The sequence below is a fragment of the Paenibacillus algorifonticola genome (assembly GCF_050481745.1).
Taxonomy (GTDB): Bacteria; Bacillota; Bacilli; order Paenibacillales; family Paenibacillaceae; genus Pristimantibacillus; species Pristimantibacillus algorifonticola_A.
In genome coordinates this window covers 40,212-67,072 of record NZ_JBCNGR010000058.1, presented here as the reverse complement: position 1 = coordinate 67,072, position 26,861 = coordinate 40,212, and the positions used below count along the sequence as shown (strand labels likewise).

The following is a 26,861-nucleotide window of genomic DNA, read 5'->3' as shown; positions in this document are numbered from 1 at the left end:
GATTAATACTATAACTTTAGAAGGATTGGATGAGGATAATGGACGATTATCAATCGCGTATCGAGAAGGCAAGAGAGGCAATAGATAAGGCGGAATATATTTTGTTAGGCGGTGGAGCGGGCGTCTCGGCTGCTGCTGGTATAACCTATAGCGGGAAGAGATTTACAGATAATTTCGGCCCATTTATTCGCAAGTTTGATTTAACCGATATGTATTCTTCCGGCTTTTACCCGTTTCCTACACAAGAGGAAAGATGGGGGTATTGGGCAAAGCGAATCCGCCTTAATCGTTTTGAGACGGGGCCGACAAAGCTTTACCAGGATATATACCGCTTGGTTAAGGACAAAAAATATTTCGTTCTCACCACTACGCTCGACAGCCAGTTTGAACTCGCAGGTTTTTCACCCGACAAAGTATTTGAGACCCATGGCAATTACAGATACCTGCAATGTGCAGTCGGCTGCCATGACCGGCTTTACAATAATGAAATACTAATCAGAAATATGGTCGAGAACACAGTGGATTGCAAAATCCCTCATGAGCTCGTGCCTAAATGCCCTGTCTGTGGTGAAGAAATGGCTCCAAACATTAGAATCAACAAATGTTTTGTGCAGGATGAGAAGTTTTATGAATTAGAAGCGTTATACAAAAACTTCGTGCTCGAATCCATCGGCAAGGAGCGGCTGTTTATAGGTTTGGGTGTAAAGGATGAACCTTTAGTTTTATTGAAAAAAGGCGATCCAGATCATTTTGAAAAAAAAGAAGGCACTATCATTTCATTTAACGAGGACATTCAAGAGATTGTACCAGCCTTATCAAAGTAACAAAAGTTGAAAAATGCGAAACTATCGCAAACAAGCAGTCTGAATTCGAAAAACTTGAATCCATGCTTTTTTTATGCAAATCATGATGTATTAACATTTCTCAAATCTCAGAAATGCTCAGGATCGGAGCCATATGCCATAAGCGGCAGCGCTTTGTTTGGGTTGTGGTTGCTGCTGCTGAAGATGTACGAAGCAAGGATTCCGAGCAATTAAGCAAGGTGTTAAGCTCAGGCGATTCTGGCCGAGGCAGAGCGTCTTGCGCTCGAATTCGCCTACAGTAATCTGAAGCTGCAGACAGGTCACAAGCAGCCAGAAGCGGCGGCGCTTTATGAAAGAGTAGGGTACTACCGAATACCCGTTTTTCATGGGGATTGGGATGAGATACTCGCGTATCAAAAAGATCTGATGCTCAAGCCGGTTAATCTCATATAGCCCCTATATTCGGCCGAATTATTTTGAAGCCTGGAATGCAGCAGCTTGCTAATGTGCTAGCCTGTCTCCACCTAAAGTAATTGAACCGATATCTCCTTTGTTAACTCAAGCATTATGAGGAATCATTTGAATCCAATGATGCAAATGAGTGAGTCGGGAGATTCGGTTCAATGATTGGCAAATGAGTAAATGGAAATTTAGAAATTTCGACAAGGTTACTCTTTTAAAACAGAAGTACTCACAGCGCTTTCCATCTGGTCGTTATAGGCACGGAATAAGCCCAGACGCCAGAAGGCCGCTCCTTTCAAATCATAACGCTTGGCAAGACCCAGCTTGTCATTGATGGAAGAGGGCGTTTCACTGCTTAGGCTGATGCCGAGCAGGAGCTTTTGCTTAGGAACACCGGCATCGAGTGCAAGTTGAATCGCCTGATCCACAAGACTATTAGGTTCGGGTACCTGTGATTTGGTCCCAATAGGATTAAACTGATAAGCCATAATGATAATATCATCTGCCATGGAAGCGAGCGTCTTATAATCGTAGCCTGTATAGGCGCTATTCAATGGTGGCACTGCTAAGGATAAGGAGATATCCTTTGGCAAGGAAGTCTTCAACTGCTTAACGTAATCGTTCAACAGCTTCTGCTGTTGCAAAGCATCCAGCTTATAACCCAACCCCTCAAAATCAAGAACAATTCCGCCAAAACCGTTCTCCGCAACGGAATCCGTTATGCCCTGTATAGACTTCTGGCGCAAGCTGCTGTCACTCAAAACCTTGGTTAGTTCACCGTTTCCGTCTAAAGCATAAACCATAAGGTACGGTTTGATGTCCTGATTCGCTGCATCCGCCACAATGGATTGAGGCGTAACGTCACCTGCCGCAGCAGGCAGTCGATACTCGTCACCTTGCAGTGTAAACTGGCCCTCGCGATCGATTCGACTCCAGCCAAAAGCTACAGAATTCATGGATGAAACCAGATCCCTTTCCTGAAAAGATTGCAGGGCATAGAAGGCTCTCAAATGCATTTCGCGTTGTGGGGATAGAAGAGAAACCGTGCGCGTTGTTTGATTCCAGGCCACAGCGACACCGAATTGGCTGCTGAACGAACTAAGCGGGATGAGTACACGTCCTTCTAGCTGAATCGGCGCTGCAGCCAGCTTCACTTTTTTACCGTTGACGGTAGCCGTAGTGCTCCCTACTTGAAGAAGTACCTCCGTTATTTTTCCTTTAAGACTGCCTGCCGCTTTGACCGTTTGCGTCTTGCTGTTCCAAGTGATCTGGATTCCAAGAGCTTCTCCAACGGTGCGGAAAGGGACGTAAGTCACTCCATTGTCTATCCGCGGTGCTGCATCAAATTGCAGTAGAACATTATCAAGCGTGACCGATATTGCAGGTGCTGCATAGACATCACCGATATCTGAAGCAGTACCGATCAAGGATAAGGCAAGAAGGGTCGCGGCAACTGTTTTTCCTACTTTTTTATGTAGCATAATTTGTTTTCCTCCTTCTCATTGGATACTAGTAAAAGTAAAATGTCAATTCATAGAGCGTAACTCTAGCATACGTTAGTATAACAAAATTTTAATATAGTTCCAATTAAGTAAAGTCATATACACAAAGTAGAGAAGGGTGATATTGAAGAGGTGATTTCCGGGAACTTCCAAGAAAAAGAGGGTTTACTGCAATGATTCTACAGTAAATGCGCTGCTGATCCGATATATTCAAAGAGCAGGCCATGGCAAGCGCGATATACCTGTGAGGCTGCACGCTGCGCGTTAATGTTAATTCCGGATAATAGAAAGGGAGGATTTGGATGAAAGGGATAGGAGCCTGCCTGTTGCTGGCGGCGGTGCTCATCTCGAGCACAGGGGCTACTGCTGCCGGCAAGCCCGTATCTTCATTGAGTTATTACCACACGTCAGGCAACCAAATCGTCGATGCGCAGGGCAAACCGGCTAGCTTCAACGGGGTGAACTGGTTCGGATTCGAGACGGACAATTTTTCTCCCCATGGCTTGTGGACGCGATCGTTGGACAGCATGCTGGACCAGCTTGCAAAAGAAGGGTACAACTTGCTGCGTATTCCTTATACGAACGAAATGCTGCTTCCTGGTAAAAAACCAAGCGGGATTGACTATGTAAAAAACCCCGACCTAAAGGGGCTAACGCCGCTCCAGCTGCTGGATAAGCTTGTTCAGAAGGCGGAAAAGCGCGGTATGAAAATCATTCTTGACCGTCACCGTCCAAACGCCTCAGGGCAAGCGGAGCGATGGTATACACAAGCGGTACCGGAAAAAACATGGATAAAAGACTGGACGATGCTGGCAAAGCGCTACCTGGCCAACGACACGGTAATCGGCGCCGATTTGCATAACGAGCCGCACGGTTCCGTATGCTGGGGTTGCGGCGATTCAGACAGTGATTGGCGGTTGGCTGCAGAGCGGGCGGGCAATGCGATTCTTGCTGTCAATCCGGACTGGCTGATTATTGTGGAAGGGGTGGACGCGAATGTAAAGGGGCAGAGCGGCTCCTATTGGTGGGGCGGCAATCTGAAGGGAGTTCGCAAGTTTCCGGTTCGGCTGAAAGTGCCTGACCAGCTCGTTTACTCACCGCACGATTATGGTCCGGGCGTTTCGTCGCAGCCGTGGTTCGCCGATCGGACATTTCCCACGAACCTGTCCGGCGTATGGGATGCTAATTGGGGCTACATTCATAAGGAGAAAATCGCACCGATACTGCTCGGGGAGTTCGGTGGCCGCAGGGTCGATTCGACATCGAAGGAGGGCAAGTGGCAAAATGCTCTTGTCGACTACATCGGGCAAAATGAGCTGTATTGGACCTACTGGAGCCTCAATCCGAACAGTGGAGATACCGGCGGGCTGCTGTTAGACGATTGGCAGACATGGAACAAGCCGAAGCAGAAAATGCTTGCCAGAATCATGAAGCCTGTGAACAGTGCCACCAAGTAAGCCACTTCGAAGCAGATAGCAGACCTGGAGTCCGAATGGCTAGGAGCTCCTGTATATAGCTTATGCTGACATGCAATAAAACGGAGTTTAAAAATATTGTTGACACGACACCAAATGGTGACCTATGATTTAAGTGACACTAAATGGTGTCGAATTAACAATTCCCGCCTCGTGGGCGCTACATCCGAAGAGCCATATATTTTAAGAAGGTAGTGAAATGATTGGTTATCCTTTGGTAATCATTTTTAGGAGAGGGTGTTGTGAGCGAGAACAACCCGATGCGGGATGTGTTTGACGCGATTGCAGATCCAACTAGACGCCGACTGATTCAGCTGTTAGCAGAAGCAGAAGCAGAAGAGATACCGCTACATGAGTTAACGGCACAGTTTCAAATGGGCCGAACAGCGGTATCCAAGCATTTGACAATCCTTAAAGAGGCAGGGCTGGTGCTTGATCGAAAAGTCGGCAGAGAAACGAGATTTAGGCTAAACGCCTCTCCACTCAGAGAAATTCAAGACTGGGTAGGCTTCTACAGCAAATTTTGGAGTGCGAATATGCTGCGCTTGAACCAACTATTTGAGGAGGAAGAAGAATGAGTTTAACATTAAATTTGGATTTTCAGTACACGACATCGATCGAGAAGGCTTGGTCCGCTATAACGGATCCAAGCAAGCTTGCCAAATGGATTATGGAAAATGATTTCAAGCCCGTTGTAGGGCATCGTTTTCAGTTTCGCACGCAGCCGTCCGAATGGTGGGATGGCATTATTAACGGAGAAGTGCTTATCGTGGAAGAACCAAACCGCTTATCCTATACGTGGGCTAGCGGTGGGGAGCAGCACACGGTTACCTGGACACTGCAGGATTTAGGGGACGGGAAGGTTAATCTTCACCTTGAGCAAACCGGATTCTCCAATACTCAAGGACTTGAAGGCGCTAGGTATGGCTGGAGCAATTGGTTCGGCGGGTTTGAACAGGTACTGGAGCAATAACCATAGCCGATGTTAAAACAGCTTAATTCCTCATGCTGAAATAGTGGGGACGATCATTGAACTCTGCTTGTCCTAATCAACACATAAAAAGGCTGCATAGGCTGCATGTATATTGCAGCCTTTTTACGTCTATTTCTGACATGTTCTTGTCGTTTCGGGTCAAGTTCGCACTATGTGCATATATTTAAAGTTAGTATGTGATTGCCCAAATGTCTAAGCCTTATTATAGCAAATTGGAAGGATGTTAAGCATGAGCGAATCTAATCAGGATTATATCGTAATCTCGGGTGCGAGAGAAAATAATCTCAAGAACGTATCCCTGCGCATTCCCAAGCGGAAGATTACGATCTTCACCGGGGTATCCGGGTCCGGTAAGTCATCTATCGTCTTCGATACGATTGCCGCAGAATCCACGCGATTGCTGAATGAGAACTTCAGCATGTTCGTTCGCAACTTTCTGCCCCGCGTCCCGCAGCCGGATACGGATGCGATCGAGAATTTGAGTATGGCTGTTATTGTGGATCAGAAGCGGCTTGGCGGCGGTTCCCATTCTACAATGGGCACGATTACCGACATCTCTCCCATTCTCCGACTTCTGTTCTCCAGAGTGGGTCAGCCCTATGTTGGACAGGCGCACATGTTTTCGTTTAACGATCCGCAAGGGATGTGTCCCGAGTGCAACGGGATCGGTCGCAGGCTGGGCGTTGACATGAGCAAAGCGGTGGATATGACAAAGTCGTTGAATGAAGGGGCAATCCTGCTGCCGGGCTATACGGTCGACGCCTGGGATTGGAACCTGATCGTGCAGACGGGCTTCTTCGATCCAGACAAGAAGCTGAACGATTATTCGGCTGAGGAACTGGATCAGCTCCTGTACAGCAAAGCTGGGAAAGTGGAGATGCAGTTCGCCGGTAAAGCAATGAACATTACACTCGAAGGTATCATCGAGAAATTCACGAACAAGTACATCAGGCAGGATGTGAAGACGAAGTCCGAGCGGACACAACGAGCTGTTGCGCCGTTTATCTCCGAAGGTCCCTGCTCCAGCTGCCACGGAGCGAGACTGAGTCAGGCCGCGCTTAGCTGCAGGATCAATGGTTTCAATATTGCGGAGATGTCCTCTATGGAGGTCGGGCAGCTCATTCGCGTCATTCGTGAGATTGATGATCCTGTCGCCGCGCCAGTCACCAAGTCGCTGACGGAGCGGCTGCAGCATTTGGTGGATATCGGACTTGACTACTTGACGCTGAACCGCGAGACGGATACTTTGTCAGGCGGCGAGTCGCAGCGCGTGAAGATGGTGAAGCACCTGAGCGGCAGTCTGGTGGATGTCACTTACATTTTCGATGAGCCCAGTGTCGGCTTGCACCCCCGTGATGTGCATCGGTTAAATGAATTGCTTCAGAAGCTGCGCGACAAGGGCAATACTGTGATTGTGGTGGAGCATGATCCCGATGTGATTAAGCTTGCGGATCATATCGTAGATGTTGGGCCTCACGCCGGCAGCCGCGGCGGAACCATCGTATATGAAGGCAGCTTCCAAGGCCTGCTGGAGTCGGGGACACTGACAGGCACCCATATGAAGCGGCCGCTCCAACTAAAGCAGGATTGCAGGGAGCCATCCGGCAAGCTGTCCATCAAGGATGCGACACTGCACAACCTGCGGAGCGTAAGTACAGATATTCCAACCGGAGTGCTGACAGTAGTTACGGGTGTTGCAGGATCGGGCAAAAGCACGCTGATAAACGAAGTATTTCTCAGCCAGCATCCGGATGCAATCGTCATCGACCAATCCGCGGTTGGTGTGTCAACACGCTCGAATCCCGCGACCTATACGGGCATTATGGATGATGTGCGCAAGGCGTTTGCTTCTGCGAACAAGGTAAGCCAAGGCTTGTTCAGCTTCAACTCCAAGGGAGCATGCGAGAACTGCCAAGGGCTTGGTGTTGTATATACAGACTTAGCCTTCCTCGACAGCGTGAAGCTGCCATGTGAAGTATGCGGAGGTAGACGATTTAAAGAAGAGGTGCTAGCGTACAAGCTGGATGGCAAGTCCATTGCAGAAGTGCTGGAGATGACTGTGGAGCAGGCCTTGGCATTTTTCCAGCTCAAAGAGGTCGTGCGCAAGCTCCAAGCGATGAGTGATGTAGGTCTCAACTATATTACACTCGGCCAGCCGCTCAGCACGCTATCGGGCGGGGAATGCCAGCGCATTAAGCTGGCAAGCGAGCTGCACAAGAAGGGCAGTATCTACGTGATGGACGAGCCGACAACCGGACTGCATATGTCAGATATCGGCCATCTTCTGGAAATCATGAACCGCCTCGTGGATGCAGGCAATACGGTGATCGTCATTGAACACAACCTCGATGTAATCAGTCAAGCGGATTGGATCATCGATATGGGACCGGATGGAGGAAGCAAGGGCGGCCAGGTGGTGTTCGAGGGCGCGCCTGGGCAGATCATTCATGCGGAGCAGTCGATCACGGGAAAATACTTGATGTAAAGCATCAAATCTACTTGCGGATAAACTTTCATATGCTCCTCCAAGGCTGCCAGCAAAATCGGCAGCCTTTTTCTAAAGTCAAAAGTTATTGCGGTTGAATATTTTTTAACAAATCAAGCACATTTTTAAAATGAATTTCGCTCAATTGTTCGATAATCTCTTCAACCTGATACTGCTCAGAATCCATAATCCAGAGACCAATCACACCAACTAATCCAGAAATCATATATTCCAAACCAACGGTCATTTTTAGATGATTATGAGATTTACTAATACCAGCGAGAAAAAATGTTTTTAAAGCTTCTTTTAAATAAGTGGAGAAGTGAGGTTGACCGTTCTGAGAAAGCATTGTTTTAAAGAAAACCATGTTAGATTTTATAACATTAAACAGATTGTTTAAGACTGAAATAAGCAATTCCTTACTCGATTCATGAAAATTATTCACTTCCAGGCTAAAGCAAACATTCAGTTTCTCCACATTTTCTTGACATAGCTTTTCCATCAAATCTGGCTTATCTACATAGTGCAAATAAAAAGTATTTCGATTGATCATTGCTTCGTCTGCAATGTCTTGTACGGTTATCCGTTCATAGCCTTTTGTTTGAACCAGCTTCAAGAAGGATTCTTTAATGGCTTTCCTTGTTTTAACAATACGCAGATCTACCTTATCTTTTACCAATTGAAAGCCCTTCTTTCAATAAAGATAATAGTCAAATTAAGAAAAAGTGATAATTAATTATCATATTGATAAATATCGACCATTGAATGGTTTAATTCTAGGTTTTACAATTAAAATTGTCAAATGCAATAAAAAATCAGACCTTTATAAAGGAGACAACGATATGAAAACATTAGTGATCATTGGAGCAGGCAAGGGGTTGGGCTTGTCCTTGGCGAAGCGTTTTGGTAAGGAAAGCTTTCAAGTGGCGTTAGTTGCGCGAAATGCTGGTAATCTGCAAGAAATAGTAGACGAGCTAAAAGCCGTTGGTATTGAAGCGTCCTATTTTACAGCAGATATTTACAGCAAAGAACAAATCGAACAGGCCATTACCAAAATTAAAGAAAAGTATGGCCATATTGACGTGCTGGAATTCAGTCCAACAGCAGGTAATTTTCCTCCGACTTCTGTATTGGAATTAACGGCGGAGAATGCAAGGGACGTATTTGAAGCCTATGTCGTCAGTGCCATCCACGTTGTCAATGCCGTTCTGCCGGATATGCTTGCTAAGAAAGAAGGTTCCTTGTTGTTTACAACCGGATTATCCGCCATGTATCCTTTTCCAATGATGGGGAATATCGGTATCGCATTGGCGGGTTTACGCAATTATTTGGCTAATCTTTATACTGAACTGTCGTCAAAAGGTATTTTCGTGGGTCACCGATCTTTAGGTGTTTTTATTAAGGAACCAGGTATCGGCACGATCAATGATCCGGATGTGATTGCTAACATGTGGTATGAAGCCTATGCAGAGAAAAAGGTGTGGGAAGAAGAGTATCCCAAAGGTGTTACCCCTGAAACCGTCGTATTCTAAAAAATAATGAATAGCTACCGCTCTTTGCCTTGCATTCGAAAATTGTGATTGTCCGTTCTTCAAAGGCAAAATATGGCCTGGAGCAGACTTTATCTCAAGGAAAATCAATAAAAGCAGCACATGCAATATTATTCAATCCCCCTTGCAGACGGACATCTGACCGCAGCAAGGGGAAATTCGGCTATGATAAATAACTCCGAGTAAACTCTGGCTGCAATTTGGTTCGCAATACATATAGCATAAGGGCACCAACAAGGAACGCTACGGCGTCCGCAATGACGAGCGACCAGACCACCCCGTGGAAACCATTCATTTTATTGGCGATATACAACACAGGAATCAGAGTGATTCCTTGAATCACTGACATAATAAATGCGGCTGTTCCTTGTCCTGTTGCTTGGAAGATCCCTATAAACAACGTGGTCGTTCCTGAAATGAACAAGGATAAAAAAGTAACATGAAGAATGTAGCTGCCCATTTCAATTAATTGCGGGTCATTCGTAAACCAACTAATTAAGTGGTCGGAAGTCAGGTAGACGATCAAGCCGAACACAATGGCTAGCGCCATAATCGTTTTAAGCGTAAATCCAATGGTTTGCTTCATGCGTAATTTATTCGCTGTATAAGTAAAGGCAATCAAAGGTACGACTCCCTCGCATAAGCCCATCAGAATAAACTCGGGAAATTGCAATAAACGAGATGAAATTCCATACCCCGCTATGGCTTGATCCCCGTATTCAACAAGAAAATGGTTCAAGACGAGTGACATTGCACCCAAGAAGATACTCATAATAAAGACGGGTACTCCAATTTTGAATACATGGCTCAGAATGTACTTGGAAGCCTTGAACCATTTAATGGAAATAGTTAAGTGAGGACTCTTATACCCAATACGTAAGGCGTAGAATACACTCGCAACCAAGTTAGAGATGACCGTAGCAGATGCAACACCGAGTACGTCCCAATGGAGGACGAAAATGACTATCGCATCGAGAATTATATTTACAACCACACTGAGCAGCATACCGATCATCGACGTGATTGCCGCGCCCTCTGAGCGCACTATATTTTCCAACGTGAAAAATAATACGACGAATGGTGACCCCATAAGCATAATGGTGACAAAGTCCTTCGTGAATCCAAGGGACTCAGGCGTGGCACCAAGGCCATGAACAATTGGATCGATCAGCGGAAGCCCGGCAGCTATCACGATAAGACCGAGAACTAAACTGCTGTAAAAGGCGAATGAAGAAACTTGCTTTGCCTCATTATATTTTTTCTCTCCTAACAAACGGGAGATGAATGTACCGCTGCCCATACCGATCAGGTTGCCTAGCGACATAATGACTGCGAATAATGGCAGGGTAAGTGCGATAGCGGTTAACATGCCGGTATTGCCCAGTGTCCCAAGGAAATAGGCATTCAAAATGGAATAAATGACACTCATTGATGTGCCTAGCATCATCGGTACTGCGAAGTGAGCTACTGCTTTTACGATCGGCGCTTTTTCAAAGTAATGGAGGTTGTCTGCATCCATGCAAATCACTACTTTCTTTGATTAATTTTGTTGTCACAGTCTAACGGTGTTAGATTGAACCTTACAGTGTTAGATGGTATCATGAAAGGATAGACCTGTAAAGCACAAACTTACACTGTTAGATAAAAGGATGGATACCGATGAAAAAACAGCAGCCTCAAATTTCGGAGGATAAGATTTTGGAAGCCTCGTGGAAGCTTCTTGGGGAAGAGGGCATCGAGAAATTCAGTATGAGACGATTGGCCGACCGTCTCGGGATTCAAGCTCCTTCTCTGTACTGGTACTTTAAAAGCAAGCAGAATCTCTACCAGCGTCTGGCCAACCAGATATCGAAATTGATTTTGGAGGAGTTGCAATCCGAAGGAGATTGGAAGGAGCAAATGGAGAGGCTTGCGGTAACGGTACGGGGGGTGCTCCGACAGTATCCTTGCTCCACGCAGCTCATGATGCTGACGCTGCCGCACGAGCCGGACATGATCCGGTTTACCAACCGCATCCTGCTTTGCATGGAAGCGACGCCACTTGAGCAAGAACAGAAATTACACGCTGTTCTAACGCTCTTGAATTATGTATTCTACTTTGTTCTAGATGATTATCAGCATCAGCAGACGGTCTCCGCTATTTTAAAGGAACAGGGGGGAGAGCTTCCGGGCGGGGAGATGATTCACCTACTCAACACCATGAGCGAATCGGAAGCGGGACTGTTTCGAAGGATGTATAATAACGGACTATTTGAGACGATGGGAACCGACAAGGCGTTTGAGTTTGGCATGAAGCTGATTTTAATGGGGATAGAGCAGGTGATACACGAGCAGGGGAAGTAGCTGTTGTCTGACATCAGCAAAAAGAGAATAGGATCGAGAAAAGAACTAAGCGCCTGGTCCTTCACATCGGAAGGCCAGGCGCTTGTGTTATTGTAAGATTATATAGCCGTATGCTTGCAACACCTGAATAGGACAGCCTTTAGACTAAATCTCCAGTGCATAGGCAAGAGCTTGAGCGCGAGTCATTTCTCTGCCTTTGCTCCACAAAATACGTAATTCCTGCTCTGAAAAAATATGCTCCAGATCAAGAATAACCTCTGCGTGCTCAGCGGGAAAATTCGGCATCGCCTCTCCGCCGGAGCTTTGGCGCCCTTTCTCTGCGGCTCCGAGAAGAATTGCAGCTTCGGAAAAAGCCTTTTTTGCACATAATGCAAGGGATAGTCCTTCCAACCCGCGAGAAAGAACCCAATAGCCTCTATAGATTTGACTTGCGGATATGCATTTTTTAAACCATTCGATGGAATCAGCCAGTTGCCCAAGCTTCAAAGCGGAATAGCCTAGGCTCTCATACGGACCAGATACTTCCCATTGATCCTGAACCGATTCGAAAACATGCACGCTCTCATTCAGATGCACGGATGCTGCTTGATAGTTTTTTTGCTCCAATCTGAGCTTCCCGTAAGCATGCAAGGAGGAGGCCAAATTCCACAGCTCGCCTCTGGTTCTTGCAATGTCGACACTCTGTTGAACTAACAATTCGGCTTCCTCAAAGCGTTTCTGTTTGATGTGGAGAAACGCGAGCAAGCGAAGGGAGGAAGCCAAGAGAGAGCATTCTTTTAATGCGCGAGCAAGATCCACACTACGCGCAGCCGCAACCATAGCATTCTCACTATTTCCCAAAATAAATTGAATGACCCCTCGTCCATGCAAGGCTTTGGCGATATCGGCGCTGTACGCTCCTTCATGCATTTCACTGTCCAAAAAGCGGTCCAGCCAGAGCAGTCCTTCCTTAAGCCTGCCTTCATGGAGCCAAAACCAATAGAGGTTTGAGACCATATGTAGTCCAAACGATTGCGCTTGCGGATTGGAGTGGGACCACTGAAGAGCGGAGCGTAAATTCGCATATTCCTGCCTCACTTCTTCAATACAAGCGTCTCGCTGGCGAGTCCTGAACTTAGGCTCTGCGCGTACCAAACATTCACTGTAATAACGAGCATGGCGCTCGGAAAGCAGGTGACGATTACGGTCATCGTGCTCTTCCAGCAGCTTCTCGGCTGCGTATTCCTTGATGGTCTCCAGCATAAAATAACGGATGAAGCGATAGTCCCCGCCAATCTCGGAATAGACGAGAGACTTGTTCACTAGGCCTGACAAAAGGTCAAGTATGATTTCCGGAATGATGGAGTTCCCCTGCTCATGCATTCCGAGCTCGCAGGTGCAAATCTCTTCCGCTGCCTCCAAAGTGAACCCTCCGGAAAATACGCTAAGCCGCCTCAAAAGCAGTTGTTCCTTGCCAGTCAGCAAATTGTAGCTCCAGTCAATTGTGGATTTCAGCGTTTGCTGCCGTGGCGCAGCCGTTCGTTTGCCAGCAGTCAACAAGGTCAACAAGTTTGTTAGACGTTCCTCGATTTGTTCCAGTGTCAGCATGTTCATTCGGACAACCGCAAGCTCAATGGCCAACGGGATGCCCTCCAGCCTTTTGCAAATAGCGCCAACAAGCCTGAGGTTTGGCAGCGTGGACTGAAATTGGGGAGCTGTAATGCGCGCCCGTTCCAGAAACAGCCGCACGGCATCAAAGTCCATGATTTCCTGTTCTGAATACTCCTGTAGCATGTGTTCGTCCGCGGGGAACGATAATGGGGGGATTCTGTAGACAAACTCCCCGGAGATATTGAGTGGTTCCCGACTGGTGGCGAGGATGGTTAGCTCCGGCGCAGTTGCCAGAAGCGATTCGACCAGAGTTGCGCTGGCGTCGATAACATGCTCGCAATTGTCGAAAATTAACAGCATTTTTTGATTGGACAAGGCCTCCTGCACCGTTTGAAGATCGGTCCGGTTCGCTTGATTTTGCAGCCCTAGCATGGACAAAAGCAACTGGTTCAAGCCAAGGGAATCATTTATATCACCAAACTCAAACATTAAAATTCCATGCGGGTACTTTTCTGCGAGCGTTGAGGCCACCTGTACAGCAAGGGATGTTTTGCCGATGCCTCCGGGTCCCACGATGGAGACAAGGGGGTGAGCATTCAACTGCTTCTCCAAGTCTGCTCTTGGCTGGCTTCGTCCAACGAATAGCGAAGGGAGTCTTGGCAACCGAGCTGCAGCCATTAATGCGGATGGCGCGGAGCTTGTTGCTTCCCGTGCACTTTCTTCTATATTAAGCAACGTTTCGAACCAGGCAACATCGAAATCAGGAAACTCCCGCGATGTCGCCGAACGCGCTTCCGAAAAACGTTTTACGGCAAACCAAAGCTCCTCCGCCTCTTGACGCGGAGCACCTTCTAGGAAAAGGCCTTCTTCCCAAAAAGCTTGGATCATGCGTTTGAGGCTGCCCACGCTAGGAAGACGATCCCCGTTTTCCCATTGCTGTACCGTCCGTGGATCAACACCAACCCGCTTTGCCAAGTCCACTTGCCGCAGCCGTTTGGATAAGCCATGCCTAGCAGGTCTGGAACGAATTTTTTTGATCCAATCATGAGGCCAATCTTTCGAAAATTTCCCGTCTTCCATCCCATCACCTGAATTCCATAGTATGAGCAATTTCGACACGAACAAACACGAACTCATATACATTCGTGTTCTGGATTTTAGCAGATATAATAAGCCATATCAACAAAAACAAAAAAACGAGGAGGTCATACACATGCCATTAACACGTATTGTCACATTGAAAGGTCGTTCGAGCGAGGAAAAAGCCCGCATTGGAGAGGTCGTCTTGGAAACGATCGTGAACAAGCTGCACGTGCCCGAAAATGATCGTTTTTTGATAATCGAAGAGCTCGACCGTGAAAATTTCCGTTTTGACCCGAATTGCCTAGATATTGAAAGAAGCGACGGATTTCTCATCGTTCAAATCACTTTGAATGCTGGCAGATCTGCCGAAATGAAAAAAGAGTTCTATGCGGCATTAGCCGAGCAACTGCACCAACAATGCAGTATCAGAACGGAAGACGTGTTCATCAATCTAGTTGAAGTCACGAAAGAAAACTGGTCTTACGGAAATGGATTAGCGCCATTCATCGTATAATTTCACAAACCATTCAAATAGGAGAGGAAGTTTTAATCATGTCGACTGTTCTTTATATTACTGCACATCCTGGCAGCCCAGAGGCGTCCTACAGCCTATCCGTTGGTGAGCAATTCGTACAAGCATACCAAGAAAGCCATCCAGAGGATCAAGTGGTGCATGTGGACTTATACCAACGCAGCATCCCGCATATTGACTCTGACGTATTGGAAGCATGGGGCAAGCTGCAGACGGGCGGTTCTTTCGATCAATTAACTGCTGCTCAACAACAAAAAGTGACTCAATTGAATCAACTGCTTGACGAATTTGTTGCTGCTGACAAATATGTGTTCGTAGCGCCTATGTGGAACTTCTCTTATCCTCCTGTATTGAAAGCGTACATTGATTCCTTCTGCGTCAGAGCCAAAACGTTCAAATATACGGAAAATGGCCCAGTTGGCCTGCTTCAAAACAAAAAAGCATTCTATATCCAAGCTAGCGGCGGAGTTTACTCGGAAGGACCTGTCGCTGATCGCGAAAACGGCAGCCGTCATTTGAAAACCGTGTTGAATTTTGTAGGCATCACTGACTTCGATCATTTGTTCGTGGAGGGATTGTCCACTGCAGGAGACCGCGCTCCACTGATTAAAGCCGCTGCGATTGATAAAGCGCGCAGCGCAGCTGGAAACTTCTAAGCCATCACTCAAATCGCAAGCTGGCATGCTGCACTACATACTGTTTATGTGCATTCGTGTCGACGGCGCATCTGTTAAATGAATAATTGCGGAGAAACACTTATTCGGTGCTCATCCGCAATTATTCTGCGTTATATTCACTCTTAACAGCATCATCGTTTCAATCAAAGGAGGAAAAGCAATGAACGTATCTTATCATGGACATTCCGTCGTGAAAATCGAAACGAATGGCACAACCATTTTAATTGATCCATTTATTACAGGCAACGCAAATACCGATCTGGATGCAGGCAGCGTGCAAGCAGATGTGATCATATTGACCCATGGACATGGGGATCATGTAGGGGATACAGTTGATATCGCTAAACGAAACCATGCGTTGGTCATTGCAGCTCCAGAACTTTCAGATCTGCTCGGCTGGGAGGGCGTGCGAACCCATCCGATGAGTATCGGCGGTGCTTATACATTCGACTTCGGAAAAGTGAAGCTGACGCAAGCTTTCCATAGCTCAAGTTATGTTAACCCGGAGAGCAAAACGATCATCTATACGGGAATGCCTGCCGGAATTTTGTTCACAGCAGAAGGCAAAACGATTTACCATGCAGGGGACACAGGCTTGTTCTATGATATGAAGGTGATCGGGGAACGGAATAAGATTGATCTGGCCTTTCTCCCAATCGGAGACAACCACACGATGGGACCGGAAGATGCGGCCATCGCGACGGAATGGCTTCAAGCAAAACAAGTCGTCCCCATCCACTTCAACACATTTCCGTTCATTAAACAAGATCCCCACTCCTTTACTTCGCTCCTTGAGGAAGGAATAGGGGTCGTACTCCAACCCGGAGAAGCAATCTGTCTTCCTGTAATTAAAGATGCCCGGGGCGAGAGCCCGCATTCCTCGACACCTGCATTGTCTTAAGTCGCCCAGTGGCGGCTTATTTTTGTTAGGATGGGATTTCAGATCATGCGATTATTCCACGAGGCCATTTTTCACAAACTTTCCAGGGGAGATTCCAATGGCCTTGGTAAAGCTGCGAATAAAATTGGCATAGTCGCCAAAACCCGATTGATAACAAGCCTCCGTAATACTCATACCCTCGGTTAAATAATATTTCGATAGCTCCACGCGTCGACTGAGAATGTACGCTCGAATGGTGAGCCCGGTGTGCTTTTTAAATTGCCGACTGATATAGGTGCTATTCATGAATAATACTTCTGATAAATGTTCAAGCGTCAGTTCCCTCGCAAGGTTGACTTCAATATAGTTCATTGTGTTGCGAACCAGTTCAGGCATAATGTCAGTTGGAACTAAAGAAGTATTTTGAAATGCAAGATTCGTAATGACAAGCAACTGAGCGATTCGGACATTAGTCTCAATATCGGCTCCATAAACACTCGATGAGAGACTCGTCTCAAGCTCGCGAGTTAATTGCAGCACCTGTTGCAGCTGGTCCTCTTCCAAATGTACAATATTGCCCTTACCCATGGGACGATAATCGAAGCAAGCTGATAAGTTGGTGGTTGAGGTAGACAAGCGGTTCAGATATGACTTTTTGAGATTGATGGTTATTCGCTCATATTCGTTTTGGTCCAGGGCAAAGGAACGGTGCATTTCTTCTGGGCTGAGAACGAGCAGATCGCCAGGCTGAAGATGATAACAACGGCTTTCAATATAAAAATTCACATTACCGCGAAGAAACAAATACAGCTCATATGCATTATGTCGATGATAGAACGTGCCCATGTTGTACGTGGTGACGCGATGAAGATACAATAGCTCAGTCTGAATAGGATCGAACAGGTATTCCGAGGATACATTCATACCAAACAGATGACCTCCTTGTCGTTTCACGCAATAAATATAGCAATTCGTGCAATGAAATTGCACCCGCGAACTTATAAAATGTAATTATGCTAGCATGCTGGATGAAAAAATGCAAGCGCTCTCGAAAATAGCATTTACAACGCGATTGGAGGATACAATGGAACTGATTTTCACTGCGCGAAGCAGAGCACAGAAGAAATTGGAATATACGAGATTGAGAGAACATGGTCTGAAGGCTGACGTTGAACTTGCAGGCGGGACAGGAAGTGCAAGAGACCCTTGGCAGGCTAATGTGAAAATTCACAACTGCGGGGAAAATGCCTGGTTCGGAGTCATTCATGTAGAATTGCCGTTTGACAAGCAAAATCCACGTTTTTTCCTGCCGGCATTTATGTATGGACGCAACCGGGGAGAGGCACCGCAAAATGTCCCCAATCAGTTTCCGAGATTGCGGGAAGGGAATCCGTCGCTCCCTTCGTCGCCATGGTGGATGGTCCGAAGCGACCGGCTGTCACATCCGGCTGCATTGGTCTATGATGATGGGTACGTATATGGCCTGTCTGCAAGCCCTTACTGGATTAGCAGCGGCGGCTGTAAGCAGCAGTGGCAGCCAGGGCGGAATGGGACGTTTGTACAATATGGGGGATACACCTGCTCCATTGACAGAGGCACGGTTGGATATACATTGGGGTATGAGAATGCGCCATTATTGTTCATTAAATCAAGACTTGTTCATGATCGGGTTCCTCTCGGTGATAATGTTTTCGAACTGGGTGCTGGAGAGACCGCTGAGCTGACTCTTGATCTGTACGCTTACAAGTCGTCATCAGAGCTAGGCATTAATACAGCGCTGGAAGCAATCTATAATCGGTATCATGAGCAGCCGAGAGAAGGAAGTGACATTCAGACAACGGTATCAGATCTGTCCAAAGCGATTTATGAATATGCTTGGCTGCCAGTGGATCGTCATTATTCCACATTTGTATATGAGGATACTGAAACCGGAGGTTACAGGTATAACAAAATTATCTCTATCAGTTGGACGAATGGCATGACTGTGGCTGCACCGATGCTGATGGCTGCACTGCGGCTTAATGACGAACCCATGCGGCAGCAAGCGTTGTCCTGCATGACGAATATTATCGAACATTCCATGAATCCTAATTCCGGTCTTCCTTATGATGCTTATCAAGACGGCACATGGAGCATAAAGGGCTGGTGGTTCGACGGTATGCGGACTCCGGGACATTCTGCGTACCTGGTCGCTCAGGCCATGTTCTACATCCTGAAGTGCTTCGATTATGAGCAGCGCATTCGGAATTGCCTACACAATGATTGGCTTGTATATGTCAAGCAGGTGCTTGATCGCATAGAACGTACTAAAAATACGGATGGAGAGTATCCGATCATTTTGTCAGAGCGGACAGGAGCAGGTCTCGAATATGATGGTTTCAGTGGCGTCTGGTGTCTCGCTGCCCTGGCCTACTACAGTTGGTTAACCAAAGATTTATCTTCGATCGATGGGCTTAGACGGAGTGAAGCCCATTATTACGATACGTATGTCAAACATATGGAATGTTATGGTGCTCCGCTGGATGCGGATAAATCAATCGATTCGGAAGGAATTTTGGCTTATATTAAAGCGGTTCGGTTTTTGCATGCGCTGACCGGAGATGATCTTTTCCTTGATCACATGAGGGACGCAATCGATTATGAGTTCAGTTTCAAGTTTTGTTACAACTCACCCGTCAAGATTCCGCCGCTCAGTACATTGGGCTGGTCCAGCTCTGGGGGGAGTGTTACTTCAGTAGCCAATCCGCATATTCACCCTATGTCCAGCAATTTAGTGGATGAGATGTTGTACTACATACAGCAGCGGGAGGAATCTTATGTTCTTCAGCGTTTGATGGATACAATTGGCTGGGGCTGTCAGACATACAATCGCTATGATCAGGAATACGGCTATGGAAAAAAAGGATGGATGTCCGAACGCTTCTGCCATTCGGAAGGGCTTGTCACCGAAAAGTACGCGGATGGTACTCCAGCCAGCACCTGGTTCTGTCTGATGCCTTGGGCTAGCGCTTCGGTCATCGAGGGACTTGTTGGCGACTACTGGGAATATGCACAGACAGGAGACAATTTGATTAATCCCATAATAGGAGGATGAGATAGCGGCATGACTCCCTGTTTAAAGTGTGTAAAATATATCAACAAACGCGGTGCTTTTTGCTTGAATTCATTAGGAAAATGAAGCATACGTGTACAATTTTCGTGAGATTTTATAATAAATCGTGCATCGCCCTCATATGAACTTCCAATTATAATTGTTACTATAACGGTGTAGAAAGACAATACGGATTAATTTAGGAGGGTTAAAGATGTTGAAATGGAAGCGTTCTCTTACAGTCTTGGCGATGTCGGCTTTGCTAGGAACGGCAGCCTGCAGCGGCGGAGTAAATAACAATGCAGAAACCACTGCTGAACCTGCTGGTACTAATGCTGCTTCAACGGCTGCACCTAGCAATGAGCCTGTTAAGCTGCGTATTATGTGGTGGGGGTCCCAGCCACGTCATGAGGCAACCTTGGCTGCGTTGGATTTGTACACCAAGAACAATCCTAATGTTACATTTGAGCCGGAATACTCGGGTATGGATGGATATTTGGATAAATTATCGACACAGGCTGCAGCTAATAACGCACCGGATGTCGTTCAGCTTGATCCAGGCTGGATGCCGGACTGGATGTCGCGCAACCAATTGGTGGAGCTGGCACCTGAGGTTGATGTAAGCAAATTCGACGAGAAATTGCTCGCAGGAGGTCAACTTGACGGTAAGCAATACGCTGTTCCTTTGGGCTCGGTTGCATTCGGTATGGTGTATGACAAGGCTGCTATGGATAAACTCGGTATTGCAAATCCGGCCAATGGCTGGTCATGGGATGATTTCTTCGCCTTGGCCAAAGAATCCAAGTCCAAGCTGCCGAGCGGACAATATTTCACTTTGGATTATGCAGGTAACTACTTTATGTATTCAGCCTACCAATATGCAAAAGGTAAAGGCCCGGTTATCACAGATGATGGACATTTCAATGCAGATCAAGCAACCTATCTGGAATGGACCAAGAAATTTGAAGAGCTGCGCAAGGAAGGACTTGTTCCTCCAGCCGATGTTAACGCATCCGACAAGGAAAACGATCCGCAAATGGACCTGATGGCAGCGGGTAAGGTTTTGTTCAGGTACAGCTTTTCCAATAATTTAGGCACTTGGGACAGCATTAAACCAGGTGCTTACGCACTTGTAACGATGCCGCATGCAGAAGAAGCAGGCGGATGGCTGAAGCCATCGATGTATCTGTCCGTCTCCAAAAACTCCAAGCATGCTGAAGAAGCCAAAAAATTCATCAATTGGTTTGTGAATAATCAGGAGGCAGGCAACATCCTGCAGACATTCCGTGGCCTGCCGGCTAACAAGGAAATTGCCACCTCACTGGAAGCAAGCATGAGTGATCTGGATAAGGTTGGTTTAGGTCTCCTCCGTGCTACCGAGCCGGATGGTCAAACCTGGTCGGCTGGAGCAGGCGGCTGGACAAACTTTATCGATAAAGACTGGGTGCTTGTCAGGGATCAGCTCAGTTTTGAAAAAGTTACGCCGGAGAAAGCCTATGAGCAGCTGAAAGAAGCCGCACAATCTTACGAAAAATAATGCAAGAACGAAGGCCCGGAGCAGTCTTGCTTCGGGCCTTGCATTTATTTGGCAATGAAGGTTAGCGTTTCTTTTTTTTATCGTTATATTTTGAAAGAATTCGAGCATTCCCCTCCTTTAGCGGGGCATATGCGGCCTATATACTTAAACTATAAAAATTAAGCACAAGAGGTGACATCAGATGAACCGTTCTACAGCCACTATAGCCCAAGCTGCTGCGAAAACGAAAAAAAGCTCCTACTTCAAAAGCAGATGGAACGCTCCGCTAGCAGGATATTTGTTTATTTCCCCCTGGCTGATCGGGTTTCTAGCGCTTACGGCGTACCCTTTATTCTTATCTTTGTACTATTCATTTACCGATTACACGTTGATGCAGCCGATGAAGTGGATCGGAACCCGCAATTATGAGCGTATCTTTACAGCAGATCCCAAATTCATTCAATCCGCTAAGGTAACCTTTACTTACGTGCTGGCGTCCGTGCCTTTGAAGCTAATAGCCGCTCTCTTTGTTGCTATGATTCTCAGTAAGGCTGTAAAAGGGATCAGCATCTATCGCACAGCGATTTATTTTCCGTCACTCATCGGAGGCAGTATTGGGGTATCTCTGCTCTGGCGCAATATTTTTGGTGTAGACGGTGTCTTTAACAAACTGATAGCTGTCTTTGGCTTTGAAGGGAAGGGCTGGATTACCAATCCCGATACAGCGCTTGGCACGCTGATTCTGCTGACGGTCTGGCAGTTCGGATCTACGATGGTTATTTTTCTGGCAGGGCTCAAGCAAATTCCGAATGATCTGTACGAGGCTTCTTCTGTAGATGGGGCAAGCAAAGTATCCCAATTCTTTAAAATCACGCTCCCGATGCTTTCACCGATCATTTATTTCAACCTGATCATGGCAGTCATTGGCGCTTTCCAAATGTTCACCTCCGCATTTGTAATTACAAACGGCGGGCCGATGAACGCCACTTATGTATATGCGATGTACTTGTATGAAAGGGCATTCAGCCGCTATGAGCTGGGATATGCCTCGGCACTTGCCTGGATCATGCTAGTGGCCATTATTGCAGCTACTGTCCTGATTTCCCAAACCTCGAAGTATTGGGTTTTCTATGAAACAGACACTGGAGGGAGAAAACGCAAATGACAACAACACTAAAATGGAAGTCGGGGCTTCGTCATCTGTTCATGATTCTCTTCAGCTTCGTTATGGTGTATCCGGTTATCTGGTGGATCGGTGCTTCACTGAAACACAGCACAGAGCTTACCTCGCCGTCCATTTTCCCTGCTGCTGCGCAATGGAGCAACTTCACTAAAGGCTGGAACGCGGTTCCCGGACATTCGTTTACCGATTTCTATCTTAATACCTTCGGACTTGAGCTTGCCGTAATTGTCACAACATTGTTATCCTGTACGCTGGTGGCCTTCGGTTTTGCAAGATTGGATTTTCCGTTGAAAAGCTTCTGGTTCTCCATTCTCATGCTGACTTTAATGATGCCTGGACAAGTGCTGATCATTCCTCAATATACCTTGTTTTATCAGCTGGGTTGGGTGAATACGTATCTCCCGTTCATTATTCCCCATCTGCTGGCCGGAGGGGCAGGCGGCAGCTTCTTCGTCTTCCTGCTGATCCAATTTATACGAGGTGTTCCAAGAGAACTTGATGAATCTGCCAAAATTGACGGGTGCTCCTGGTTCGGAATCTTCTGGAGAGTGGTTATGCCGCTTGCTTTTCCGGCAATTGTTACCGTGACCATCTTCTGCTTCCTGTGGAATTGGGACGATTTCCTGGGTCATCTCCTGTATATCAACACAGTAGACAAATATACGGTCGGACTGGCGCTTCGAATGATCAATGATTCTCAGTCTGCTCAGGAGTGGGGGCAGCTGCTTGCCATGTCACTAGTGTCTATTCTTCCGGCAACCATCCTCTTTATGTTTCTCCAGAAGTATTTTGTGGAAGGGATTGCAACGACTGGAATTAAAGGATAAGATGTAAAAAAACAACTCTCCATCAACGGTAAAGCGTCGAATACCCTTCGCAGCTTTACCGTTTATTGTGTCTGAACCGGACTTGAAGGGAGGTCGAGCATTTGTTCAATCCTTTTAAAAAATATAGAATTGACCGTTTGTTTTTTCATAGCTTTGCCATTGTGCTTATTGCCGTAATCGGTGTTACCGCATGGACAAGCTACAGCAATTCTTCCAAGGCGCTCGTACAAACCACCTCCCACTACCAGCAACAGCTCCTTGATGAATTGAATAATGAAATTAACACCAAGCTGGTCATGATCGAACAGATATCACTGTCCAGTTCCCGCGATAGCGAGCTGACCAATTATCTTCTGAACAGACAAGACGAATTTGAGAGATACCGCAGACGTGCTGAAGTGGAAAGCGCTCTTGCAAATTTGACTTATGCTATTCCTCTAATCCAAGGCATTGACTTGTATATGGATAATCCAATTCTAAGTGAACGGCAAAACTATATTCAATTCCGAAATTTTAAGGATTTGGATAAAGAGGGACGAGCTGAATGTTTGGCGAAGAGCGATTATTGCTGGTCCAAAGAGTATATGTTCCCCAGTACGCAAGGGGAGATTCCTGTACTAAGCTTCTTCAGAAAAATAGTCTTTGAGAACGATTATTTGGGAGTTCTAGTCGTCCACATCAAAGCCAACGAAATACGAAAACTGTTAACGGGCAATTCGGATGGATCAAACAGGATCATGGTGGATAGCGAAGGTCAGCAAATTATGAAAATAGGTGATGCGCTGGACCAGAACGATTGGTCTAGGTGGATCGATGTGAAAAGTAATAAATCCGGTTATGTCCATATTCCGGCAAAGGATGACTCGCGTGATACACTGCTCGTCTACTCCAGAATGGATAATTCCATCTGGACGCTTATTGAATTTACCTCCTGGAAACAAATTACGGCAAGCAGCCTGAAGCTGGCAGAATGGATCGGCTTGATCGGTATTGCAGCAGTTTTGCTGGTCGTGCTCCTGACCCACTTTTTAAGCAGACAGTTTACGAAGCCTATCAAAAGGCTTGTAACTGCGATGCGAGTGTACTCCGTAGGAGGCGACAATGTAGATCTTCCGGTGGATTATGAGAATGAATTCGGTTATTTATTCTCTGGTTACCGAAAGCAAAACGAGAGGATTGAAGAACTGTATCTCTCATTGGAGCGCCGTTACGAGCAGCAGCGGAAAGCCGAAATTGAGGCACTTCAGGCTAATATTAATCCGCATTTCCTTTATAATATGCTGGATCAGCTGAACTGGATGGCGATTGAGGCAAGGCAGAATGAACTTAGCCGTATTTTGGAGCTAATGGGTCGTATGTTTCGGATCGGCCTGTCCAACGGGAACAGTTTTATCCCTATAGCTGATGAGCTGCTGCATATAAATTGTTATTTGGAAATCCAGCAGCTGCGCTGGGGAGAAGGACTTGAATACAGCATTGAGGCTTCCCCCGAGCTACAAACGTTATATATTCCGAAGCTTACACTACAGCCGTTTGTGGAGAATTCCATCGTTCATGGCTTTAACAAACAGAGAAGCGGCTATGTGTCAATCGCAATGGAGAGAGTTGGTCATACGGTGCGCATTGTCATTGATGATAACGGTTCGGGACTGAAGCAGTCTGAGGACAGGCCGCATAACCGTCATACAGGAGGCTACGGTATACGCAATGTGAGAGAGAGGATTGCCGGATATTTTGGTGCGAGTTATGGAATCGTTCTAGGAGAACGTGAAGAAGGCGGAACAAGAGTGGAAATCACGCTCCCGTTGCTGATAGAGCCTCCAAGCAAAAATGACTGACCCCGTATGATTAAAGGGAGTGCTTTCTTAGGCGGAGTGAACAGCGAGCGTGCTATCGTACTTAAGGAGTTTAGGAGTTTAGGAGGTAAGCATAATGTGGAAAATCGCAATCATCGACGATGAGCGTCAAGTTCTTAATGGAATGAAACGGGCGATTCCCTGGGATGAGCTGGGAGCAGAGTGGGCTGGCGAGGCTATGAACGGAGAGGACGGCCTCGAGGTAATCCGCCGTAACCTTCCAGACATTGTAATCACTGATCTTTATATGCCCGTGATGAATGGGCTGGATATGATGGAGCAGCTTAGGAAGGAAGGATTTAAAGGTAAAATCATTATTCTCAGCGGTTATTCGGATTTTGAGCATGCGAGACAAGCTTTAAGGTTTAATGTGACCGAATATGTATCCAAGCCAATCAGTCTGCCAACGTTAAAATCAATTTTGAGCAATGTCGTACAGGAACTTGAGGAAGAGGAGGAGAGGCGAAATAGGCAATGGGAGCTAGAGTTTAAAATGAAGCTGTATGAGCCTTTTGTTGAAAAGGAGTGGGTCCGCTCCGCAGCTGTAGGTACCCTTGACCATGCATATAGAGACAGCACGCGTCTTCCGCCGTCTTATCTTTTTTGGCAGGATAGCAAGCATGTCACAGTTGGCATCGAGCTGATTCGGGATGAACGAGCCGGATGTCTATCCGTCTCCGATTGGAACCTGTTCCGGTTTGCAGTCAGCAATATTGCTTGTGAAGTAGCACGTAAGCTGTTCTCTGATTTGGAATATGCTGAGCTGCACAGTACCCGAGCATTACTGATTATTCACCCGGATGCTGGGAATCTCGAACAGTTGGATAACAAGCTGAAAGAGCTGGGGATCAGGCTGATTGACAGTATTGGCAGTTATCTAAAGCTGATTACACGTATAGGAATCGGGGGAGTGAAGCATTCATGGACCACCCTCTCAGACTCAACAGAAGAAGCTTTCCGCGCGATGGATCAAAGGGCATGGCGTGTCGCCTCCTCACATGAAGTGTATAGATACCAGGAGAACAGCAGCAGCGAACCGGGAAATGTCGCCCTCTTTCCGGTCAAATTTTCGTATAAGCTGGCAACAGCCATGAAGGCATCCCAGGAAGTGGAAGCCCATCAGCTTGTGCTGGAATATATAATGGAAATGAAAAATCAAGAGGGGATCTCGCAGGGTTACGTACAAATGCTTGGGAGTGAGCTGTGGGGAATTATAACCTACTCGCTGTATGAATCCGGCTTGGTGCTGGATGACCTGTTCACCAATGACCAGATTGCCAAGGAAATTAATGGCCTGATCGTACCGGACCAGCTGGCAAACTGGCTTATGGACAAAATCACCAAGATCTGCAGCAGCAGACAATGGAAAGGAAGCAGCAAGCACCGGCAGGTTGTCGAATTCATGACCAGTTACATTCATGAGCACTATGCGGAGGAGCTGACACTCGCCGAGTTGTCGGATAAGGTATACATTTCACGGAACCACTTGTCTATTATTTTTAAAAATATGACCGGAGAAACCTTTAACAATTACCTGACCCGAGTTCGGATCGAGAAGGCACGCGAGCTGCTTATGGAGCGGAATATGCTGGTGTATGAAGTGGCGGAGCGTGTCGGTTATAAGAACATTCCCTATTTCAGCACACTGTTCAAAAAAATAACCGGTATGAATCCTACAGAACTTATAAAAAATTAATGATTGAATTTCCCAAAGCTAAGCTCTTTTATGGAGAGATTTGAGTGAACGGCCCACTCTCTCTATAACCGGGCTTTTTGCTGTTAGCGAGAGTAAATTCGGCAATAATCCGAAGTTTTCTTTTCGTAAAAAAACAAATCATTATAGTGTTATTTTAAAATGTTTCGTGCATCGTTCTCATACAAATTTCAATTTTGAATTGGTAAGCTATAACCAGACAAAATAATGTAAGCGCATACAGTATTGGATTTAGGAAAGGGGGAAATTCACACTTCACTACCGGACGTGCTGATTGAGAATAAGTGCTCTGTAGATC

General features: G+C 46.5%; 21 protein-coding genes. 16 read left to right on the top strand and 5 right to left on the bottom strand.

Features of this window, described 5'->3' with window-relative positions:
• Positions 1-38 precede the first annotated feature (38 nt).
• The gene (locus tag ABEW34_RS30830) at positions 39-824 is read left to right on the top strand and encodes a Sir2 family NAD-dependent protein deacetylase (protein WP_430165321.1); all 786 of its coding nucleotides are present in this window, start codon (positions 39-41) and stop codon (positions 822-824) included.
• Positions 825-1,471: 647 nt separating this feature from the next.
• Here the strand turns inward: ABEW34_RS30830 and ABEW34_RS30825 are convergent.
• Entirely contained in the window at positions 1,472-2,746 is a 1,275-nt protein-coding gene (locus ABEW34_RS30825) for a stalk domain-containing protein (RefSeq protein WP_430165319.1), read from the bottom strand.
• A gap of 323 nt (positions 2,747-3,069) precedes the next feature.
• On the opposite strand from ABEW34_RS30825, the gene ABEW34_RS30820 reads away from it, so the two are divergent.
• The 4 genes from ABEW34_RS30820 to ABEW34_RS30805 all read left to right on the top strand — a co-directional run bounded on the left by ABEW34_RS30820 (position 3,070) and on the right by ABEW34_RS30805 (position 7,721).
• Complete coding sequence (locus ABEW34_RS30820) at positions 3,070-4,224, top strand: glycoside hydrolase family 5 protein (protein ID WP_430165316.1); 1,155 nt, start codon at positions 3,070-3,072, stop codon at positions 4,222-4,224.
• Positions 4,225-4,484: 260 nt separating this feature from the next.
• On the top strand, positions 4,485-4,820 hold the full coding sequence (locus ABEW34_RS30815) for an ArsR/SmtB family transcription factor (RefSeq protein WP_430165313.1): 336 nt from the start codon (positions 4,485-4,487) through the stop codon (positions 4,818-4,820).
• On the top strand, positions 4,817-5,215 hold the full coding sequence (locus ABEW34_RS30810; protein WP_430165311.1) for an SRPBCC family protein: 399 nt from the start codon (positions 4,817-4,819) through the stop codon (positions 5,213-5,215). Before ABEW34_RS30815 ends, ABEW34_RS30810 begins: the two co-directional genes overlap by 4 nt.
• A 250-nt stretch (positions 5,216-5,465) precedes the next feature.
• Positions 5,466-7,721 carry an ATP-binding cassette domain-containing protein gene (locus ABEW34_RS30805; RefSeq protein ID WP_430165308.1) on the top strand — a complete coding sequence of 752 codons (2,256 nt, stop codon included), beginning with the start codon at positions 5,466-5,468 and terminating at the stop codon, positions 7,719-7,721.
• Between the two features lie 85 nt (positions 7,722-7,806).
• On the opposite strand, the gene ABEW34_RS30800 is transcribed toward ABEW34_RS30805, so the two are convergent.
• Positions 7,807-8,400, bottom strand: coding sequence for a TetR/AcrR family transcriptional regulator (locus ABEW34_RS30800; RefSeq protein ID WP_430165305.1), 594 nt, complete (start codon positions 8,398-8,400; stop codon positions 7,807-7,809).
• Positions 8,401-8,563: 163 nt separating this feature from the next.
• Here ABEW34_RS30800 and ABEW34_RS30795 point away from each other — a divergent pair, with 163 nt between their 5' ends.
• Positions 8,564-9,253, top strand: a complete 690-nt coding sequence (locus tag ABEW34_RS30795) for an SDR family NAD(P)-dependent oxidoreductase (protein ID WP_430165303.1) — start codon at positions 8,564-8,566, stop codon at positions 9,251-9,253.
• Between the two features lie 181 nt (positions 9,254-9,434).
• Here ABEW34_RS30795 and ABEW34_RS30790 read toward each other — a convergent pair whose 3' ends face one another.
• Positions 9,435-10,790: an MATE family efflux transporter gene (locus ABEW34_RS30790; protein WP_430165300.1), complete on the bottom strand. Its 1,356-nt coding sequence runs from the start codon at positions 10,788-10,790 to the stop codon at positions 9,435-9,437.
• A gap of 140 nt (positions 10,791-10,930) precedes the next feature.
• On the opposite strand from ABEW34_RS30790, the gene ABEW34_RS30785 reads away from it, so the two are divergent.
• The gene (locus ABEW34_RS30785) at positions 10,931-11,614 is read left to right on the top strand and encodes a TetR/AcrR family transcriptional regulator (protein ID WP_430165297.1); all 684 of its coding nucleotides are present in this window, start codon (positions 10,931-10,933) and stop codon (positions 11,612-11,614) included.
• Between the two features lie 144 nt (positions 11,615-11,758).
• Here ABEW34_RS30785 and ABEW34_RS30780 read toward each other — a convergent pair whose 3' ends face one another.
• Positions 11,759-14,284 carry a tetratricopeptide repeat protein gene (locus ABEW34_RS30780; RefSeq protein ID WP_430165294.1) on the bottom strand — a complete coding sequence of 842 codons (2,526 nt, stop codon included), beginning with the start codon at positions 14,282-14,284 and terminating at the stop codon, positions 11,759-11,761.
• Positions 14,285-14,417: 133 nt separating this feature from the next.
• On the opposite strand from ABEW34_RS30780, the gene ABEW34_RS30775 reads away from it, so the two are divergent.
• The 3 genes from ABEW34_RS30775 (at position 14,418) to ABEW34_RS30765 (ending at position 16,397) form a co-directional block, all read left to right on the top strand.
• Positions 14,418-14,801, top strand: coding sequence for a tautomerase family protein (locus ABEW34_RS30775; protein WP_430165292.1), 384 nt, complete (start codon positions 14,418-14,420; stop codon positions 14,799-14,801).
• Positions 14,802-14,839: 38 nt separating this feature from the next.
• Complete coding sequence (locus ABEW34_RS30770; protein ID WP_430165289.1) at positions 14,840-15,475, top strand: FMN-dependent NADH-azoreductase; 636 nt, start codon at positions 14,840-14,842, stop codon at positions 15,473-15,475.
• A 181-nt stretch (positions 15,476-15,656) separates the two neighbouring features.
• Positions 15,657-16,397, top strand: a complete 741-nt coding sequence (locus tag ABEW34_RS30765; protein ID WP_430165287.1) for a metal-dependent hydrolase — start codon at positions 15,657-15,659, stop codon at positions 16,395-16,397.
• Positions 16,398-16,448: 51 nt separating this feature from the next.
• Here the strand turns inward: ABEW34_RS30765 and ABEW34_RS30760 are convergent, their stop codons facing one another.
• Positions 16,449-17,300 carry a helix-turn-helix domain-containing protein gene (locus tag ABEW34_RS30760; RefSeq protein WP_430165284.1) on the bottom strand — a complete coding sequence of 284 codons (852 nt, stop codon included), beginning with the start codon at positions 17,298-17,300 and terminating at the stop codon, positions 16,449-16,451.
• Positions 17,301-17,460: 160 nt separating this feature from the next.
• Between ABEW34_RS30760 and ABEW34_RS30755 the strand changes: the two genes are divergently transcribed.
• From ABEW34_RS30755 to ABEW34_RS30730, 6 genes are all read left to right on the top strand, one after another.
• Positions 17,461-19,470, top strand: coding sequence for a hypothetical protein (locus tag ABEW34_RS30755; protein WP_430165281.1), 2,010 nt, complete (start codon positions 17,461-17,463; stop codon positions 19,468-19,470).
• A gap of 211 nt (positions 19,471-19,681) precedes the next feature.
• Entirely contained in the window at positions 19,682-21,004 is a 1,323-nt protein-coding gene (locus ABEW34_RS30750) for an ABC transporter substrate-binding protein (RefSeq protein WP_430165278.1), read from the top strand.
• 181 nt (positions 21,005-21,185) lie between these two features.
• Complete coding sequence (locus ABEW34_RS30745) at positions 21,186-22,148, top strand: carbohydrate ABC transporter permease (protein WP_430165275.1); 963 nt, start codon at positions 21,186-21,188, stop codon at positions 22,146-22,148.
• Complete coding sequence (locus tag ABEW34_RS30740; protein ID WP_430165272.1) at positions 22,145-22,993, top strand: carbohydrate ABC transporter permease; 849 nt, start codon at positions 22,145-22,147, stop codon at positions 22,991-22,993. Before ABEW34_RS30745 ends, ABEW34_RS30740 begins: the two co-directional genes overlap by 4 nt.
• Positions 22,994-23,094: 101 nt before the next feature.
• Positions 23,095-24,831: a sensor histidine kinase gene (locus tag ABEW34_RS30735; protein ID WP_430165269.1), complete on the top strand. Its 1,737-nt coding sequence runs from the start codon at positions 23,095-23,097 to the stop codon at positions 24,829-24,831.
• A gap of 94 nt (positions 24,832-24,925) precedes the next feature.
• Positions 24,926-26,545 carry a response regulator transcription factor gene (locus ABEW34_RS30730; protein WP_430165266.1) on the top strand — a complete coding sequence of 540 codons (1,620 nt, stop codon included), beginning with the start codon at positions 24,926-24,928 and terminating at the stop codon, positions 26,543-26,545.
• Positions 26,546-26,861: the final 316 nt, after the last annotated feature.